Below are 15,142 nucleotides of genomic sequence, written 5' to 3' on the forward strand. Positions count from 1 at the left end.
AGATCGCCGGATGCGCGGGCAGATTCGCGCCCAGGAGCGCGAAATCCGGATGCTTCAGCGGGCCGGCCTCGCGACCGCCTCGGCCGAGCTGCTGCTCTCGAGGATGCGCGCGAAAATCGACGATCTCTGCCTGGAGCGGGACGCACTCCGGAGAGCGTCGACCGCCTGACCACCGCAGCACGGGCGCGTCCGGTGCCTTGACTCCTCGGCCTCTCACGTACTCAATTCCTGCAATCGGTGATGTTGCGGGGTTGCGTCATGGAGCAGGAATTCTATCGGGGTCTCGCCGACCGGGTCCGGACCATCGCCGAGAAGGCCGACCCTTTCACCAGGCGACGCCTGCTGGATCTGGCCAAACGGTACGACACCAAAGGAGGCTCGCGCCCCGCGCACTCGGTCGAGCGCCCGCTTCCGCTGCCGCGCACCACACCGCCGGCGACGATCTTCTCCGGACCTGGCGAGGCCTGACGGCGCAACAGCCTTCGTTTGCGCTGTTTGCACCTAGCCGGCGGGAGCCTTGAAATCGTACGAGATGCGTCCGGCCGGGAGATAGAACAGCGCGATCACCGCACCGCCCCTGACCTCCGGAAAGTGCCTGCTGCCCGGTTCGGGCGCCGTCCAGCCGGGTCCCTGCCAGCCCTGCAACCCCTTCAACTCCGCGCCCGCGTCCAAGGGCACCACGAGGTTGATCTCGCCATAGGGATGACCGTGATACTGCCCGCGCAGCACGTCGTGGTCGTCCTCGTCCTTGAACCGGCGTAGAGCAGCGCTGTTCATGTAGACCGCCGTGAGGCTGAACTGGAAGGTTTCGGCAGTCGGCTCGACGATGCGGCTGCGCCGGTAGTTCGGGCCGTCCACCTCCTGGTTCGCCGCCCAGCCCTCCTCGACCCCGATCTTGATCAGACGAGACAGATCCCGATAGAGGGCGCTGCTTTCGCCGTACGCCTCGTTGAGCCAGCGCTCCATATCGGCTCCGGGCGTCATGTCCTTCACTTCGCGGAGAAAAGAAATGCTGCGCTGGATCAGTTCTTCTCGACCCGCCATGGCGATCTCCTCTGTTGATTGTCTCTTACGCGTCCAATCCCAAGAACGTCGCGAACTCATCTACATGCGCCCGCGGCATCAATCGCTGCCTCTCGACTGCGGGCTTCCCGACCGAGATGCCGCACACCACTGTCTGCTCCTCCGGAATCGAGAGCAGGGGGCGCAAGATCCGGTGATATTTCGAGAACGTCTCCTGCGGACACGACTGAAGTCCGCGTCCCGCTGCGGCGAGCATCACGTTCTGGACGAACATGCCGAGATCGAGCCAGCTTCCGGCTTCCAGCCGGCGATCGATCGTCACGATCAGTCCCACGGGCGCTCCGAAGAACGTGTAATTCTTCGCGGTCTGCCTGCTTCTTGCCTCGGCATCGGCCTGGCGGATTCCCAGCGATCCGTAGAACAGCCGCCCGAATTCCTGTCGTCGCTTCAGGTACGGATCAGGTAACTCGCTGGCGTAATATTTGTATTCCGAGACGTGCTCGTCCCGGCATGTTTCATGCGCGTTCAGCAGCGCCGCCAAGATGTTGGCCTTGGCGGCGCCACTCAGCACGTAGACATGCCAGGGCTGAATGTTCGCACCGCTTGGCGCGAAGCGCGCGACGTGGAGGATCTGCTCGATCGTCCGTCGCGGGACCGGAGCATCGCAAAAGTCACGGCACGCGATCCGGCGGGTCATGATCTCGTCGATCGGGCTCTGCGCAGCGCCGCACTCCTCGCTCGGTCCGATCACGGCTTCTTCAGGTCCGCACATCCTGGCTCGGATGACGCTCATCTGGATTTACTCCGGTCCAGCAACGAAGGTCAGTTCGGCCAGGCCGAACCGAGGATGATCGAACAGAAGTTCTGGCGGACATAGCTGATGTCCTTCAGCGCAAGGACATCAGCCTTCACGTTCCCGAACGTGGTCAGCGGCTTCTTGATGATGCCTTTGGCGAAGTGATCTATGATGTTCTCCTTGAAGTTCGTCTCGCGCGGATGATGGACGCAGACATGGTCACGCTGTTCATGCGTGAAGTCGTGATAGGCGATCCCGAGCACGTCCATCTCGACACCCGCGGTCACCAGCGAGATGGTGGGTCGCATATGTTCGGGAATACCTGGCGTGGTGTGGAGCGCGATCGCGGTCCAGACGTCCTCGATCTCACGCTCGGGCAGGCCGTAGCTTTTCATGAAATCGCGCGCGGCATTGGCCCCGTCGACCTCGAAGCGCAGGTCGGAACTGGAATACTTCTCCGTGAGGCCCATGTCGTGGAACATCGCGCCGAGGTAAAGTAGCTCCGGCTCGTACTTAAGGCCGTGGCGCTCGGCGGTGAGCGCACCCCAAAGGAAGGCGCGGCGACTGTGGTTGTAGAGTAGGTCGTCTTCGGTATCGCGCACGAGCTGCGTGGCGGCGCGGGCGATGGCACTGTCGGGCAGGCGGATGCCGGCGATGATCTCGGACATGGAGCGCTCTCCTTTTTGCCTAGCGGGCTGGTTGCTTGTGCCTATTTGCCAACCGGGCACCGCTCCGCACAAGGAAGGACATCCCGCGGATCAGGACAGCCGCACGTCTTTTCCTGACATGACGCTTTGTAGGGAAAGCAGGATCGCGAGCGTTGCCTTGGCGGGGAGCGCGCGGTCTATTCCGGTGTCGCCCGCCGGAAGCTCGCGCGATATTGGATGGGGCTGACGCCAAGGCGGGCGGTGAACACGATCCTCATCCGATCCGCCGAGCCGAACCCGCAGTCGAATGCAACCGCCTTCAGCGGCCGGTCGCTTCCCTCCAGCATCATGCGCGCCGCATCGATGCGGGCGCGCTCGATGAATTCGTGCGGCGTGATCCCGGTCGCCTGCACGAAATGCCGGGCCAGATTTCGGGCGCTCATCCCGACGACGGCGGCAAGGGACTCCAGCGAGTGGCGATCCCCGACGTTCGCCATCACATGGTCCTGGATACGGGCGATCGGCGATTCCGGATCGGCTGGCGCGGTGAGATAGGGGCTGAACTGAGACTGTCCGCCTTGGCGCTGGGCGACTACGACCAGCCGCTTGGCCACTTTGAGCGCCGTTTCCGCACCGTGGCGCTGCCCGACCAGCGCCAAACCGAGATCTATTCCCGCCGTTACACCCGCGGCGGTGATCAGCCGCCCATCGCGGACATAGATCAAATCCGGTTCGACTTTTGCCTTTGGGAACCTGGCCGCCAGCGCCTGCGCATCCTGCCAATGGGTCGTGACACGCCGATCGTCGAGCAGACCGGCATAGCCAAGGACAAAAGCCCCGGTGCAGATCGAACCATAGAGGCTCGACCGCCACGGCAGCTCCTTGACCCACTGAAGCAAGTGCGGGTCGGGCTCCGTTTCAGGTGGGGTGGGTGTGCCGGCCACCAGAACGATGTCGAACCCACCCGTCGCCTCCTCAAGCGTTAGATCGGCAATAAGCCGTATGCCGTTCGAGGCGCGCAGCGGATTGTGGTGAGCAGCAACGAGGACGGATTCATAGCGGTCGGCACTGTCGAGAAAAATGTTCGCTTCGCTGAACACGTCCATCGGCCCTGCCACGTCCAAGGCCTGGACCCCCTCGTAGACGACGATCGCGACGGCTTGTACCGGCACCTTTAATGCCTCTCCAGTCGGGCGCCTTATTATGCATGTGATTCACACAGTGCAAAGGCCGGGCGGTGTCTGGACAGGCGAGCCTGTCGCGCCATTATTTCGGTGCTGCGTCCTTGTCGGGGATCGTCAATGCCCCGTCTTTGGAATCGACCACGAAGACCGCGAGCAAGCTGGCGGGCTCCGTGTCGCTCGCGTTCTCGCTGATCCTGTGATGAGAGCCTTGGGTTTCATAAAAGCCCTCGCCTATGTGATAGACCTGCGCAGGGGCATTGCCGACCTGGCTGCGGATGGCCCCGGACAGCACATAGGCGTAGATAAAGGCCGACGCCGCGTGGCGGTGAGGCAGCGATTTGCTGCCGGGAGGATAACTCACCAGGACGGCAGCCATTCTCTTTCCTTCGACGTTCGGCAGCGCGTGCTCGAAGACGGGCTTGACTTGCTCCCGATCCTGAGCGATGGCGGGCGAAGCTCCCGCAATGGCCGCTGCTACGATCGCCAAGAACATCGTGCGTGGCAATTCTATTCCCGGTCTGGGCGTGATCGCTGAACGGCGTAACAGCGCGGCTATTCGATTGGTGAATGCACTGATCGACATCATGACCTCCTCTTCTAGTGAGACCAGGGCGAACCCGCGATCAAGTCGCAGGCGTTGGGGCTCTCGAACCCCGGCATGAAGCGTTCGCAGACCGCGGCGTTGACGGTGCCGTACGTGGTCGCCGGCTTGTGCGCAAAACCGGCGAAATACTCCTGAACGAAGCCTTCCTTGAAATTCGTGCGGGGATATTTGGCGACGATCTCCTCGCGAAGCTCCGCGGGAAACTGCTCGAAGCCTACCCCGACGACATCGAGCAGAACACCTGAATTGAGGAGCGCGACCTCCGGACCCATGTACTTCGGGATGCCGGGAGTGGTGTGCAGCGCGATCGCTTCCCAGACCGTCTGCACCTGGTCTTCGGCGATGTTGTGCGCGCTCAGAAACTGCCGGGCGGCATTTGCACCATCGACCTCAAAGCGTTCGTCTGCGCTCGCGAATTTCTTGATCAGGCCGAGATCGTGGAACGCGGCGGCCACGTAGAGAAGCTCAGAGTCGAAGCGCAGCTTTTTCTGACGACCCTGCTCCGCCGCAAACAGGTACACGCGGATCGAGTGATTGAAGAGCAGATCGGTGGAATGCTCGCGCAGGACGTCTGTCGCCTCTTTCGCCAGCAAGGAATCGGGAATGACGAGGGCCGGGGCGGGAGTTCGGGGTGTCATTTTTTGTCCTTTCAACAAAAATCGATGGGCTTGGCTGGCGCTCCGGACGCGTGAGCGCAAGAGAGGCGCGAGATCGGTCAGTCCGCTCCAACCGCGAGCACGATCTTGCCTTTTGGCCGGGGCCGCGCGCCCTCCAGCATGAAGTGAGCCTCGCGCGCATCCGCGAGGGGCAAGACCACGCCGACGTTCGTTCGCAGTTCTCCACCATCGAGGAGGCGAGCGATGTCCGTCAGACACCGGCTCGTGACGTCGACCAAAAAGAAGGTGGCTTCCACACCGTGCTGTTTTGCGAGATCCTGATCCGGGCGGGACACTGCCGAGATCAGCTTGCCGCCTCGACGAAGGACCTGGAACGAGCGGCTTTGCGTCTCGCCGCCGACGAGATCGATGACGGCGTCCGCATCCCGCACTTCCTCCTCGAAGCGCTGGCTCCGATAGTCGATCACCGTGTTTGCGCCAAGGTTGCGCACGAAGGAAGCGTCGGCCGTCGATACCGTTGCGATGGTCTGCACACCCGCGTGACGAGCCAATTGGACCGCGTAGGATCCCACGTTGCCAGCCGCCCCGTGAATGACCACGGTTTGGCCCGCTCTGAGGGTCGCGTGGTCGAACAGCGCCTGCCATGCGGTGACGGCAATGACGGGGGCGGAGGCGGCTTCGGCGTGAGTTAGCGAGTTCGGCTTGCCTGAGACCATCTCCGCGGAAGCCAACGCGTACTCGGCGTAGCTCCCGACAAACCGCGGGTTCGTAACACCGTAGACCTGCTCTCCCGCACGTCCTTGCGAGACACCGGGCCCAACGGCGACGATTTCACCGGAAAGGTCCGAGCCCAGAGTGAGCGGGAGCGGCTGCGGCAAGGCGCTCTTTCCGGCTCTGATCCAGCCGTCCCATGGCCCTACTCCGGCAGCTGCAACTTTGACCAGGACCTCGCCGGGCCCGGGCTCCGGACGGGAGAGGGTCTCGAACTGCATGACCTGCGGCGGCCCGAACTCATGTACGCGCCACGCCATCATCGTCGATCCGGTCCGCGCTTCCGTAACTTGAGTAACCATGCTGCTCGAGGCCATCTCACTCTCCTTGCGCTCAGCTCGTCGCGAGTACCGCCGACACTCTCGGAGCCTTGCTGCGGTTTTCCCGGTTGTCTCCTCGGCCCAGACGGGATTGCCCGCATGTCGCCATGGAGCCCTGCTTTGGACAACGGACAAGATCCTACGGATCAGGACAGCCGAACGTCCTTTTCTGACAAACGGCGGCCGGAGAGTTCGCCGCAAGAGGTTTCGACACGCTGGGCTCCGAGATCGCTGGAGAGGCGGTCCGATGGAGGACCGATCAGGGCACGCCAGGCGAGCAAGAACGGGTGGCAAGACAACTCGGACCTCCGCAGGAGCGCCGCGCCTCCAGAAACTTCACCCCGCAACAGTGTGGAATTGCACGACACTCCCGAAAAGGCCGTGAATTGCCTGTCTTTCGGATACCGGCCTCCCCGGTACCCAAGGCTTCGATCTGGAAGCGAGGGTAGCGTTCGATCTCGTTGTACATCGTCTTGACCCAAGGGTCGCCGTATTCGATCCCGGCGTTGGCATCCTTGGGGCGGTGGCCGGTGATGAATGCTTCGACCTCGCGGTCCATCTTGACGTGCCGCGCCACGCTCTTGAACAGGTGGCGCCAGGCGTGATTGGGTTTGACGCCTTTCGGGATTCCGAGACCATGCACCCACTCGCCGATCCGCTCGGCGACCTTCTTGAACTGCGGATTGCCGGCCTTGCCGCCGCGGCTGCGCTCCGGGTCGTAGAACAGCGGCTTGTTGAGCTTCCTGCGCTCCTCGACGTATTCGAGGAAGCCCGGCTGTTCCAGGATGTGGGAGTGGATGGGAACGACGCGCCACTGCTCGGTCTTTTCGAGCGACGGCTTGATCACCATGCACCGGATTCCATGGCCATGTTCCGTGATGTCGTAGGGATGGAGGCTGGTTAGCTCGTTCGCGCGGGCGCCGCTGTAGGCCCAGAGCCAGGGAGCCAGCGCTTGGCGGCCTTCATCTCCGCCGAGGTCAGATGGCTCGGCGTCGCGAGCGTGGCCGTCAGGATGATCCGAGCTTCGTTCTCGTTGAAGCCCTTCCTGGGAGGCGTTCTGGGCTCGACCTTGTTCTCCTTCGTCGCGCTCGGATCGTCCTTTCGGACTTTTATTCCTGCGAAAGGATTCACGTTCAGTTTCGTCTGTTCCACGAAATAGCCCGCCGTCGCCTTGATGGCGGCGATCCACACGTCCCTGATCGAACTTCTGCGGGTATGTCTTCCTGAGACTGTTGATCCACCGGTAAGCATCCGTGGTCTTCATCTTCGTCAGGTCGCGGTGTTGATGATTCACTTTATCATCTCGAATCGGCGGAGACGATCATGCGCGGCAGGTTTACGGATCAGGGCGGCCTGTTTTCGTACATCGCGCCGGATAAACGTGTGCCAGCGAACCATCCGCTGCGGAAGGTCCGGGAACTTGTCCGGGATGTTTTGAGTGATTTGAACCGCAGCCTTGGAAAGCTATACGCCAGCGAGGGACGTCCTTCGATCCCGCGCGCGCCCCAGTGCGGCTTCTCGCCCTTGAGCCGGACAATCAGGCTCTCGAGCTGCTCCGGCAGCTGGTTGGCGTAGCGCACCGGCCGCCGCGAGCGATCGCTCAGGGCCTCAAGACCGTGCTCCTTGTAGCGATCGAACATCTTGTAGCCGGTCTTGCGCGAGACGCCGAAATCCCGGCACACGTCCGTCATGGCCTCCCCGTCCAACAGGCGGGCGACAAAGCGCAGGCGTTCTTCCATGACCGAACTCGCTTTCCACGGCATCCACACCTCCTGCTCGCAAAAAAGCGAAAAGTGTAACCCATGTGTCCGGTACGAAATGTTACCTATGTCTCGGGCCGCTCACCAATAACATACTGAATTTTCTATTTTAATTCAGCCCAGATTGTCTTTGCCCTAGCAGGAAAAGCGGCGGGCGAGGGTGCTGAGACCTTGCTGGCACCTCGTTAGAAGGTCCGTAAATCCGAATTCAAACAACAGGATGGCTGTGCTCGTTATTCGCCGCGGGACACCGATGGTGCGCGGCACGGACTGGGATGAACGCAAAACGGGACAGCGATCGTGTTACGAATTGCGAACGATCGTTGTGCTCGAGATGAGCGCGTTCAAGCTCTTAGGCCTTTTCTCAGGACCCGGGGAGGGACACTCATGGAAGAGATGCCGCTGAAGACCCTCGAAGAACTCGAGGCAGAATGCCTCCGGGCAAAGGTTGGTAAACGCTGCCTAGATGCGCAGTCGGCCCAAATCACTATTCGTCGGTTTTTTGGCTTAGGCATCCGCCGTCGGCGCTGCGAGCGCTTCATCATTCCATCCCGGGAGGATCGGCCCTGGCAAGCTTGATCTGAATCAAACTACCGCTCGATTAGGGCCGCATGACTCCTCGAGAGCGTCTCCTCCAGATCGGAGCGGTCCTTGAAGACACTTCGCCAGCTCCTCCCCGCCGAAGACATCATTCAGCTCGTGATCCGGCTCGGATTGTTGGCGCTGCTGATGTTCTGGTCGTTCCTGATCATCCGGCCGTTCGTGCCGATCCTGACCTGGAGCGGCGTACTTGCGGTGGCGTTCTACCCGGCCTTCAGCTGGCTCGCCAAGCGCCTCGGCGGCCGTCCTCGCTTGGCCGCAGCCCTCCTGACCCTGGTCACGCTGGGCATCATCATTGGTCCTGCGGCTTGGCTGGGCTTGAGCGCAGTCGAAGCGATCAGGGATCTCGCGGGCCAGATCGGCACCGGCGAGATCGTGCTTCAGTCCGCTCCCGAGCAGATCAAGAGCTGGCCGGTGATCGGCCCGCAGCTCTACGACCTCTGGAACCTGGCGTACACGAACATTCGCGCCATGCTGCGCGAGGTGGCGCCGTATCTCAAGCCGATTGCTGGGATGATGCTCTCATTCGCGGGCGATGCCGGCCTCGGCACGCTGCAGTTTCTTGTGTCGGTGTTCGTCACCGGCTTTCTTCTCCCATGGGGGCCGCAGCTCGTCGCCGCGGTTCGCGGCTTCCTGTTCCGCATCGTGCCGGAGCAGAGCGAGCACTTTCTGGAGCTCGCCGGCGCCACCATCCGAGCTGTGGCGCAGGGCGTAATCGGCGTCGCGATCGTGCAGTCGTTGCTGGCCGGCATCGGCTTCAAATTCGCAGGCATCCCGGGTGCCGGGTTGCTTGCCGTCATCGTCCTGTTGCTGTCGATCGTGCAGATCGGGGGGTTCCTCGTCCTCTTTCCGGTGGTCATCTGGATCTGGATGGACAAGGACGTCACCATGGCGCTGCTACTCACCGCGTTCTTCGTCGCCGTCGGCCTGCTCGACAACATCCTGAAGCCACTCGTCATGGGGCGCGGCCTGACCACGCCGACCCTCGTGATCCTGATCGGCGTGATCGGCGGAACGCTCGCGCATGGGATTATCGGTCTCTTCATCGGTCCAATCATCCTGTCGGTCGCCTGGGAGCTGGCGGCGGCCTGGGTCCGGAGCGATCGCGTCGCGGCTCAAGAGAAGACCGGCAAGCACTGAATGCCTGCGCGGCACGGCATCTGACCTACCTTTGACATAAGTCAATCGCTGGGTTTCCGGCACGCCTTGAGTACGTGAAGGTGAGGCATGACTTCGGGCACGTGGATGTCGATGGCTAATCAGACGTCGCAGGATGACTGCGCACTCGGGCAGGTGTCCGCGGTTCGCGGCCGGGTCCCGATGGCTGGTGACTGACAGCCATGGACACGATCCTTGCTATCGATGCTAACGCAGCGGGCGTGAGCTTCCAGCTCTTCTCCGTGCAAGGCGACGGGCGGCTGGAAGGGCAAATCAACGGAAGGCTCGAGGGGGTAGGCGGCTGCCCGCGCCTGAAGGCGCGCCGGATGAACGGAGATTCGTTGGCGCATCGCGCTTACCGCAACGAGGATGTAGGTGACGTCGCCGCGGCATTCGCGGCTATCGACGCATGGCTGCGCGATGAGTTGAGGGTCGGCCCGTTGGCCGTGGGCCATCGCATCGTTCAGGGCGGGCCCGAGCACGCTCGACCGATCTTGATCGATGACGCCGTGATGGTCCGGCTAGAACAGCTGGTAGCCTCGGCGCCGCTGCATCAGCTGCATAATCTCGCGCCGATCCGTGCGATCCGGGCCGATCATCCAGCGCTACCGCAGGTCGCCTGCTTCGACACTGCATTTCACCTCAGCCGCGCGGCTGCGAGTGACGGCAGCGTCAGCCCGTATCAGCATCACGCAGGCACCGTAAGACCTTCCGGATTGCACGGTCTATCCTACGAGTCAGTTGCGCGAACCCTGTCGCTCGTGGCGCCCGGCATCGCAAAACGCCGCGTGATCGTTGCGCGCCTCGGCGACAGCAGCTCGATGTGCGCGCTCCGGGACGGGCGCAGTGTCGAGTGCATCCCCGCACGCTATGCCTTTGGTCCGCTGCCGGCCGATGATTTCGCCAGCGAGATCGACCCCGATATCGCCCAGTTGCTCAGGTCGGAGAATGGCATGCCGACCGAGGCGCTACAGGACGCTTCCCGGCGCAGCTACGGGCTCAGCGGCCCCGCTGGTGCAGGGGAGGTCGCATTGGAGCTGGAGGGGGCCCGCTCTCCTCAAGTCAGACATGCCGTCGAGCGTCTGGGCTACCGGGCCGGCCTCGATGCCGGTCTCCTTGCGGCCGCGCTGGAGGGTCTCGACGCATTCGTCTTCACCGGCGAGATCGGTGAACGCTCGGCCGCCATCCGCGCGTCCATCGCCGAGAGGCTGAGCTGGCTCGGTGCGACACTGGATGCCCCTGCCAACGCGCAGCACGCACGGCTGATCTCGCGCCATGATGGTCGCATTCCGATCTATGTGCTCCCGTCGGATGACGAATTGACGATCGCGCGGCATACGTTGGCGATTTTGTTGAATGGGCCGTCGCCACACTGAGCAGGCGCCCGCCGAAAAACTGGTTGGTTCCTTATGCTGCTTCAGCTTCTCGTCGGCGCACTGGTCGGAATGACCAATATCGGAATTCATGCGCTGGTGACCGTCGTCGCCGTCTCGATTGCTCGCAGGGCCGGCCTTCGGACAACCGTGAGACCAAGATTGCACTTGATGGGCGTAATGATTGCGACGGCCGCGGTGTTGACGGTCGCGCACACGCTGGAAATCCTGGTGTGGGCCTGGACGTATGGCATCGTCCAGGCCGCGGCGCCCGGCAGCGATCTGCTCTATTTTGCTTTCGTCAACTACACCACACTCGGCTACGGCGACATCACGCCGGTGCGTGAATGGCGGCTCATCGGCCCGCTGACCGCCATGAACGGCGTGCTGTTGTTCGGCTGGTCGGCCGCCATCCTGTTCGAGGTCTTGCGCAAGACACTCGAGCATCTCGGCGTGACAGAAGCGCCGGGCTTCAAGCGGTCCTGACCGCAACCGCGACGATCTGCCACGCCGCTCAAAATGGAGCGCGATGGCTGCGCCTGTCTGAGGAAGAGGGCGCCAGCGTGGTGACCAAACTGTCAGCGTTCCTGCTCTTTGCCCTAGGACTGCAGATCGAGGTCTGCGAGCTGATGGCGGTCCAAGAGCACGATCTGGCGCTGGGTATTGCCGACGAAGCCGAGAACGCCGAGTTCATGCAGCCGCGACAGGGCGCGGGATACTGTTTCCAGTGTCAGGCCTAGATAGTCGGCGATATCGCGCCGCGACATCGGCAACGCCATGATGCCGGATGCCGTCAAGCGCTTGTCCATTTCGAGCAGGAACGCCGCCACCCGTTCCAGCGAGGTCTTGCGTCCCAGCAGGAGCATGTGATCCTCCGCGTGCTGGAGGTTGATCGTGGTCATGCTGAGCAGGTTTTTGGCGACCATTGCATCGCTTTCGGCAACCATTTCGAGGCTTTGCCGCTTGACCAGCCGCACCGTGGTATCGACTATCGCTTCCGTCGTGAAGCGGTGCTCGATGCCGTTTTCCAGACCGAAGATGTCGCCGGCGAGGTGAAAGGCCCCGATCTGCCTGCGGCCGTCCGTCAGCAGCTTATAGCTTCGCACTGCACCAGATTTGACCTGGTAGACATATTCGGCGGGTTCTCTCTCGCCGTAGATTTCGGTGCCTTTTCTGTAAAAAAAGTCAGTTAAACTGATGAGCGCGTTGGAATGGCTGGTCATTCCGATGTCACGGAGTGAATTGGGACGCAGCGCGGAATCCGTCGTGGTGCGAACGAACATAGGCCAACTCCTTAGCTCATCGCCGGATTGGTCCGTCGGACGACGCAATTTCCTAGTAGGGAATGCGCCGCGCTATTCCGCTCCCGCCCAAGTTGATTTACGATCATGGCGGTATTTCAATCCATTGCCATAAGGTTCATTGTACCAAGGGACATCAGGAGCTTTTCCTGCGCAAAATGAGAAGTCACGACAATTGCCGGAATACATCTGCAGACGCAGCGGATGTTTTCATTTTCGAACTATTTGAAGACAAGATTCGCGAGTGACGAACGTTCATTTGATCTCGGTGGCTTCTCACGAGAGGTGACGCTTGCCAGGTCTCGTTCACGTAGTTGACGATGACGAGTCGTTTCGAACGGCGGTCGCGCGCCGGCTGAAGCTCGCCGGCTATGACGTGGCGACGTATGCCTCGGCGGAGGACTTGCTGCACGCCGGGCCGGACGACGAGCAGGCGGGATGCATTTTGCTCGACGTATGCATACCCGGGCTGAGCGGCCCGGATCTCCAAGGCCGCCTGATCGAGCAAGGCTCGGCGCTGCCGATCATATTCCTGACCGGGCACGCCGACACACCGACCACGGTGCGGGCGATCAAGGCTGGTGCGGAGGATTTTCTGACTAAGCCGATTTGCTCGGAGCAGTTGATCGACGCGATCGAGCGCGCGCTGGCGCGTCAGCACGCCGGCCGCGCGCAACGCGGCAGGCTCAATTCGCTTCGTACGCTCCTTGCTACGCTGACGCACCGCGAGCGGCAGGTGTTTGATCTCATGGTGCGAGGACGGATCAACAAGCAGATTGCCCATGAGCTTGGAACGACCGAGCGCACCGTGAAAGCGCATCGTCACCAGGTCATGGAAAAGATGCAGGTTCGTTCGTTTGCGGAACTCGTTTCGATCGCGGAGCGGCTGGGAATGCTCGATGCGGATGGCGATTGACTAATTTGTCGCTACGGTTCCCGCAATGTGACTGCCCCAAGGGACAATAGAAAAAGTCATCGATGCGGTGCTGTTATTGGCGCGCAGCGGATGTGGCGTTCTGCCTTCAAAGCCGGGAGGCAGAACGCGCGTTAAAAAATGCGGGTGCAAGCTGCCATTTGTGGCGCCCGACGCGAAAGATTGTCACTTGCCGACACGCCGGTCCATTCTCGTCGTCGACGACGACCCGTCCATTCGGACGAGCATATACAGATTGCTGCGTGAGCATGGCTTCATTGCGAGTCAGTTCGCATCCGCGAACGCCTTGCTCGACTATGGCGGCTTGGATAGGGCGGTCTGCATCGTGCTCGACATCAATCTCGACGGACAGTCCGGCATCGATTTGCGCCGGAAACTCACCGAGAGAGGTGTCACCGCGCCTGTGATCTTTATCACCGGCAATGACAGTGCGGCGAGCCGCGCTGCTGCAATGACTTCGGGCTGTGTCGCCTACTTGACCAAGCCGTTTTCGGCGCAGTCTCTCATCGAGTCAGTGACGCGTGCGTGTGCCGCGTAGCAGTGCAAAGAATTTCATTCGTCGACATATTGCTCGAGCGTCTTGACCGGTGCGCCCTTGTGGACCGACGCGAACTGCGCCAGCGGCACCATGGTCGTCAGCGCCAGCAGGCTGGAATCGACGACCTCGAGCGCCAGCGTCTTGCCCGATTCCATATCCTTGACGATGTCGTGAGCCACGACGTCGGCCGCAATGCACGCGTTGGTGACGCACCAGCTATAGGGGACGCGGAAAGGTGCGCCCTGATCGACGGTCAGCTTGGCCGGCTGTTGCAGGTACATGCCGACGGGCACGAACACTTGCAGCCGTTTCGTCGCGGTGCCTTCACGTTCGATCAGGTCCACGCGCACGGCGATCTGACCGGTCGGGAATTTGCCGGTGATTGAGGTCCGGCAGAGCGTCGGTGCACCGCCGGCCTTGAAGCAGAGCTTTTGCCAATCGCCGTAGGTGATGTCCTTGGCCTCGCGCTGTCCACGCGTTGCGACTTCTGCCGGCCTGCCGGCTTGCGCCGCCTTCGATGCTGCGCGGGCGGGGAATGTTGCGGTCGCTGCGATCAAGACGACCAGAACTCCTGCGAAACAATGATGGCGACCAGACATGTTGTGCCTCCAAAGCTGAGCCCTATTTCCGCGCATCGAGGAATTTCGCTACTAGCGGCGACCAGAGCGGGATCGCGTCCGGCGAGCCGATGAAGAAGTGACCCTCGTTGCCGAACGGGGGCATCAGGTGATACTCGGCCTGGCCACCAGCAGCGGTAAACGCTGCATGCATGCGTTTCGACAGATCGGGGCCGAAGAAAGTGTCGTTCTCGATATAGATCCACAGCATCGGGACGCGCGAGGTCCGGCCGAAATCCGCGGTCGCCTCGACCAGCTTGTCGGGGGCGCAATTGTTGTTGGGCTTGCCGCCGACGCGACCGCCGCGGCCCGCGGCAAACGTGATGATGGCTTTCACCTGAGGCGGGTTTGCGCTCGATAGCGCGATCGAGGCCCAGCCCCCCGCGGATTGACCGACCACGATGACATCCTTCGGGATGATGCGCTTCTCGGCTGCCATGTAGTCGATGATCCAGAGATCGACCTGCGCGACCGCCAGGCCCGCATCGTGGAAGTTGGCGTTCGTGCATTTGCCGACCTTTGAGAAAAACGGGCCGTAGAGCGCGCGCTCGGGAATGTCGATCGCGGCTGCGCCATAGCCGCTGCCGACTGGCGCGACCACGAGATAGCCGCGCTTTGCGAACCATTTGGCGGCGTCGCGGAATTCAACCAGCGGAAAGAAGCTGCGATCGGTCGGGTTGAGCGAGACGCCATGGTTCATGATGACAAGCGGGAAGGGGCCGTCGCCGACCGGGCGCACCAGATAGGCGAACATCGGCAGCGGCAGGGGCAGCGCCCAGATCTCCTCCTGGATGCTTACGGCGTCGGTCGTGTCTGCTGAACGTGCCGGCCCGGCGACACCGATGGTGACGAGAATTGCGGCCAGCCATCGAAACAGATCAGCGGATCGCATCGGCATC

The 15,142-nt window shown here is 62.1% G+C and carries 21 protein-coding genes and 1 pseudogene; 9 read left to right on the forward strand and 13 right to left on the reverse strand.

What is annotated here, in order from left to right:
* The first annotated feature begins 10 nt into the window (after positions 1–10).
* Both ABIB06_RS06475 and ABIB06_RS06480 read left to right on the forward strand, forming a co-directional pair.
* Positions 11–169 (forward strand): hypothetical protein, encoded by a 159-nt coding sequence (locus ABIB06_RS06475; RefSeq protein ID WP_247350901.1) that lies wholly within the window; start codon positions 11–13, stop codon positions 167–169.
* 89 nt (positions 170–258) lie between these two features.
* Positions 259–468, forward strand: coding sequence for a hypothetical protein (locus ABIB06_RS06480; RefSeq protein ID WP_247350903.1), 210 nt, complete (start codon positions 259–261; stop codon positions 466–468).
* A gap of 33 nt (positions 469–501) precedes the next feature.
* Here ABIB06_RS06480 and ABIB06_RS06485 read toward each other — a convergent pair whose 3' ends face one another.
* The 9 genes from ABIB06_RS06485 to ABIB06_RS06525 all read right to left on the reverse strand — a co-directional run bounded on the left by ABIB06_RS06485 (position 502) and on the right by ABIB06_RS06525 (position 7,153).
* On the reverse strand, positions 502–1,044 hold the full coding sequence (locus ABIB06_RS06485) for a 4-hydroxylaminobenzoate lyase (RefSeq protein WP_354045547.1): 543 nt from the start codon (positions 1,042–1,044) through the stop codon (positions 502–504).
* Between the two features lie 25 nt (positions 1,045–1,069).
* Positions 1,070–1,816, reverse strand: coding sequence for a nitroreductase (locus ABIB06_RS06490; protein WP_354045545.1), 747 nt, complete (start codon positions 1,814–1,816; stop codon positions 1,070–1,072).
* A 29-nt stretch (positions 1,817–1,845) separates the two neighbouring features.
* A complete protein-coding gene (locus ABIB06_RS06495) occupies positions 1,846–2,487 on the reverse strand; it encodes an HD domain-containing protein (protein ID WP_354045543.1) in 642 nt (213 codons plus the stop codon).
* A 176-nt stretch (positions 2,488–2,663) separates the two neighbouring features.
* Positions 2,664–3,638: a GlxA family transcriptional regulator gene (locus ABIB06_RS06500; RefSeq protein ID WP_247350910.1), complete on the reverse strand. Its 975-nt coding sequence runs from the start codon at positions 3,636–3,638 to the stop codon at positions 2,664–2,666.
* Between the two features lie 94 nt (positions 3,639–3,732).
* Positions 3,733–4,143 (reverse strand): cupin domain-containing protein, encoded by a 411-nt coding sequence (locus ABIB06_RS06505; RefSeq protein WP_354045618.1) that lies wholly within the window; start codon positions 4,141–4,143, stop codon positions 3,733–3,735.
* 104 nt (positions 4,144–4,247) lie between these two features.
* Entirely contained in the window at positions 4,248–4,892 is a 645-nt protein-coding gene (locus ABIB06_RS06510) for an HD domain-containing protein (protein WP_354045541.1), read from the reverse strand.
* Between the two features lie 77 nt (positions 4,893–4,969).
* Entirely contained in the window at positions 4,970–5,959 is a 990-nt protein-coding gene (locus ABIB06_RS06515; RefSeq protein ID WP_354045538.1) for an NADP-dependent oxidoreductase, read from the reverse strand.
* Positions 5,960–6,221: 262 nt separating this feature from the next.
* Positions 6,222–6,812 (reverse strand): site-specific integrase, encoded by a 591-nt coding sequence (locus ABIB06_RS06520; RefSeq protein ID WP_354125571.1) that lies wholly within the window; start codon positions 6,810–6,812, stop codon positions 6,222–6,224.
* A 50-nt stretch (positions 6,813–6,862) separates the two neighbouring features.
* Positions 6,863–7,153 carry a hypothetical protein gene (locus ABIB06_RS06525; protein ID WP_354125572.1) on the reverse strand — a complete coding sequence of 97 codons (291 nt, stop codon included), beginning with the start codon at positions 7,151–7,153 and terminating at the stop codon, positions 6,863–6,865.
* 132 nt (positions 7,154–7,285) lie between these two features.
* Here ABIB06_RS06525 and ABIB06_RS38870 point away from each other — a divergent pair, with 132 nt between their 5' ends.
* A complete protein-coding gene (locus tag ABIB06_RS38870) occupies positions 7,286–7,537 on the forward strand; it encodes a transposase (RefSeq protein ID WP_502916522.1) in 252 nt (83 codons plus the stop codon).
* On the opposite strand, the pseudogene ABIB06_RS06530 reads toward ABIB06_RS38870, so the two are convergent.
* A pseudogene (locus tag ABIB06_RS06530) lies at positions 7,453–7,725 on the reverse strand (helix-turn-helix domain-containing protein); the annotation flags it as partial. The gene ABIB06_RS38870 and the pseudogene ABIB06_RS06530 sit on opposite strands and share 85 nt — an antisense overlap.
* 384 nt (positions 7,726–8,109) lie before the next feature.
* Here ABIB06_RS06530 and ABIB06_RS06535 point away from each other — a divergent pair.
* The 4 genes from ABIB06_RS06535 to ABIB06_RS06550 all read left to right on the forward strand — a co-directional run bounded on the left by ABIB06_RS06535 (position 8,110) and on the right by ABIB06_RS06550 (position 11,339).
* Entirely contained in the window at positions 8,110–8,301 is a 192-nt protein-coding gene (locus ABIB06_RS06535; protein WP_247350916.1) for a hypothetical protein, read from the forward strand.
* A gap of 72 nt (positions 8,302–8,373) precedes the next feature.
* Positions 8,374–9,462 (forward strand): AI-2E family transporter, encoded by a 1,089-nt coding sequence (locus ABIB06_RS06540; RefSeq protein WP_354045534.1) that lies wholly within the window; start codon positions 8,374–8,376, stop codon positions 9,460–9,462.
* A gap of 200 nt (positions 9,463–9,662) precedes the next feature.
* The gene (locus tag ABIB06_RS06545) at positions 9,663–10,856 is read left to right on the forward strand and encodes an acetate kinase (protein ID WP_354068643.1); all 1,194 of its coding nucleotides are present in this window, start codon (positions 9,663–9,665) and stop codon (positions 10,854–10,856) included.
* A 33-nt stretch (positions 10,857–10,889) separates the two neighbouring features.
* Complete coding sequence (locus ABIB06_RS06550) at positions 10,890–11,339, forward strand: potassium channel family protein (RefSeq protein ID WP_247350919.1); 450 nt, start codon at positions 10,890–10,892, stop codon at positions 11,337–11,339.
* Positions 11,340–11,452: 113 nt separating this feature from the next.
* Here ABIB06_RS06550 and ABIB06_RS06555 read toward each other — a convergent pair whose 3' ends face one another.
* The gene (locus tag ABIB06_RS06555; protein ID WP_354045616.1) at positions 11,453–12,136 is read right to left on the reverse strand and encodes a helix-turn-helix domain-containing protein; all 684 of its coding nucleotides are present in this window, start codon (positions 12,134–12,136) and stop codon (positions 11,453–11,455) included.
* A gap of 310 nt (positions 12,137–12,446) precedes the next feature.
* On the opposite strand from ABIB06_RS06555, the gene ABIB06_RS06560 reads away from it, so the two are divergent.
* On the forward strand, positions 12,447–13,070 hold the full coding sequence (locus ABIB06_RS06560; RefSeq protein WP_247350922.1) for a response regulator transcription factor: 624 nt from the start codon (positions 12,447–12,449) through the stop codon (positions 13,068–13,070).
* A 187-nt stretch (positions 13,071–13,257) separates the two neighbouring features.
* Positions 13,258–13,626 carry a response regulator transcription factor gene (locus ABIB06_RS06565; protein WP_354045532.1) on the forward strand — a complete coding sequence of 123 codons (369 nt, stop codon included), beginning with the start codon at positions 13,258–13,260 and terminating at the stop codon, positions 13,624–13,626.
* A 14-nt stretch (positions 13,627–13,640) separates the two neighbouring features.
* On the opposite strand, the gene ABIB06_RS06570 is transcribed toward ABIB06_RS06565, so the two are convergent.
* Positions 13,641–14,225: an invasion associated locus B family protein gene (locus ABIB06_RS06570; RefSeq protein ID WP_354045530.1), complete on the reverse strand. Its 585-nt coding sequence runs from the start codon at positions 14,223–14,225 to the stop codon at positions 13,641–13,643.
* 22 nt (positions 14,226–14,247) lie between these two features.
* Positions 14,248–15,135, reverse strand: a complete 888-nt coding sequence (locus ABIB06_RS06575; RefSeq protein ID WP_247350926.1) for an alpha/beta hydrolase family protein — start codon at positions 15,133–15,135, stop codon at positions 14,248–14,250.
* Positions 15,136–15,142 lie beyond the last annotated feature (7 nt).

This window comes from Bradyrhizobium sp. LB8.2 (genome assembly GCF_040548035.1).
In the GTDB taxonomy this organism is placed as follows: domain Bacteria; phylum Pseudomonadota; class Alphaproteobacteria; order Rhizobiales; family Xanthobacteraceae; genus Bradyrhizobium.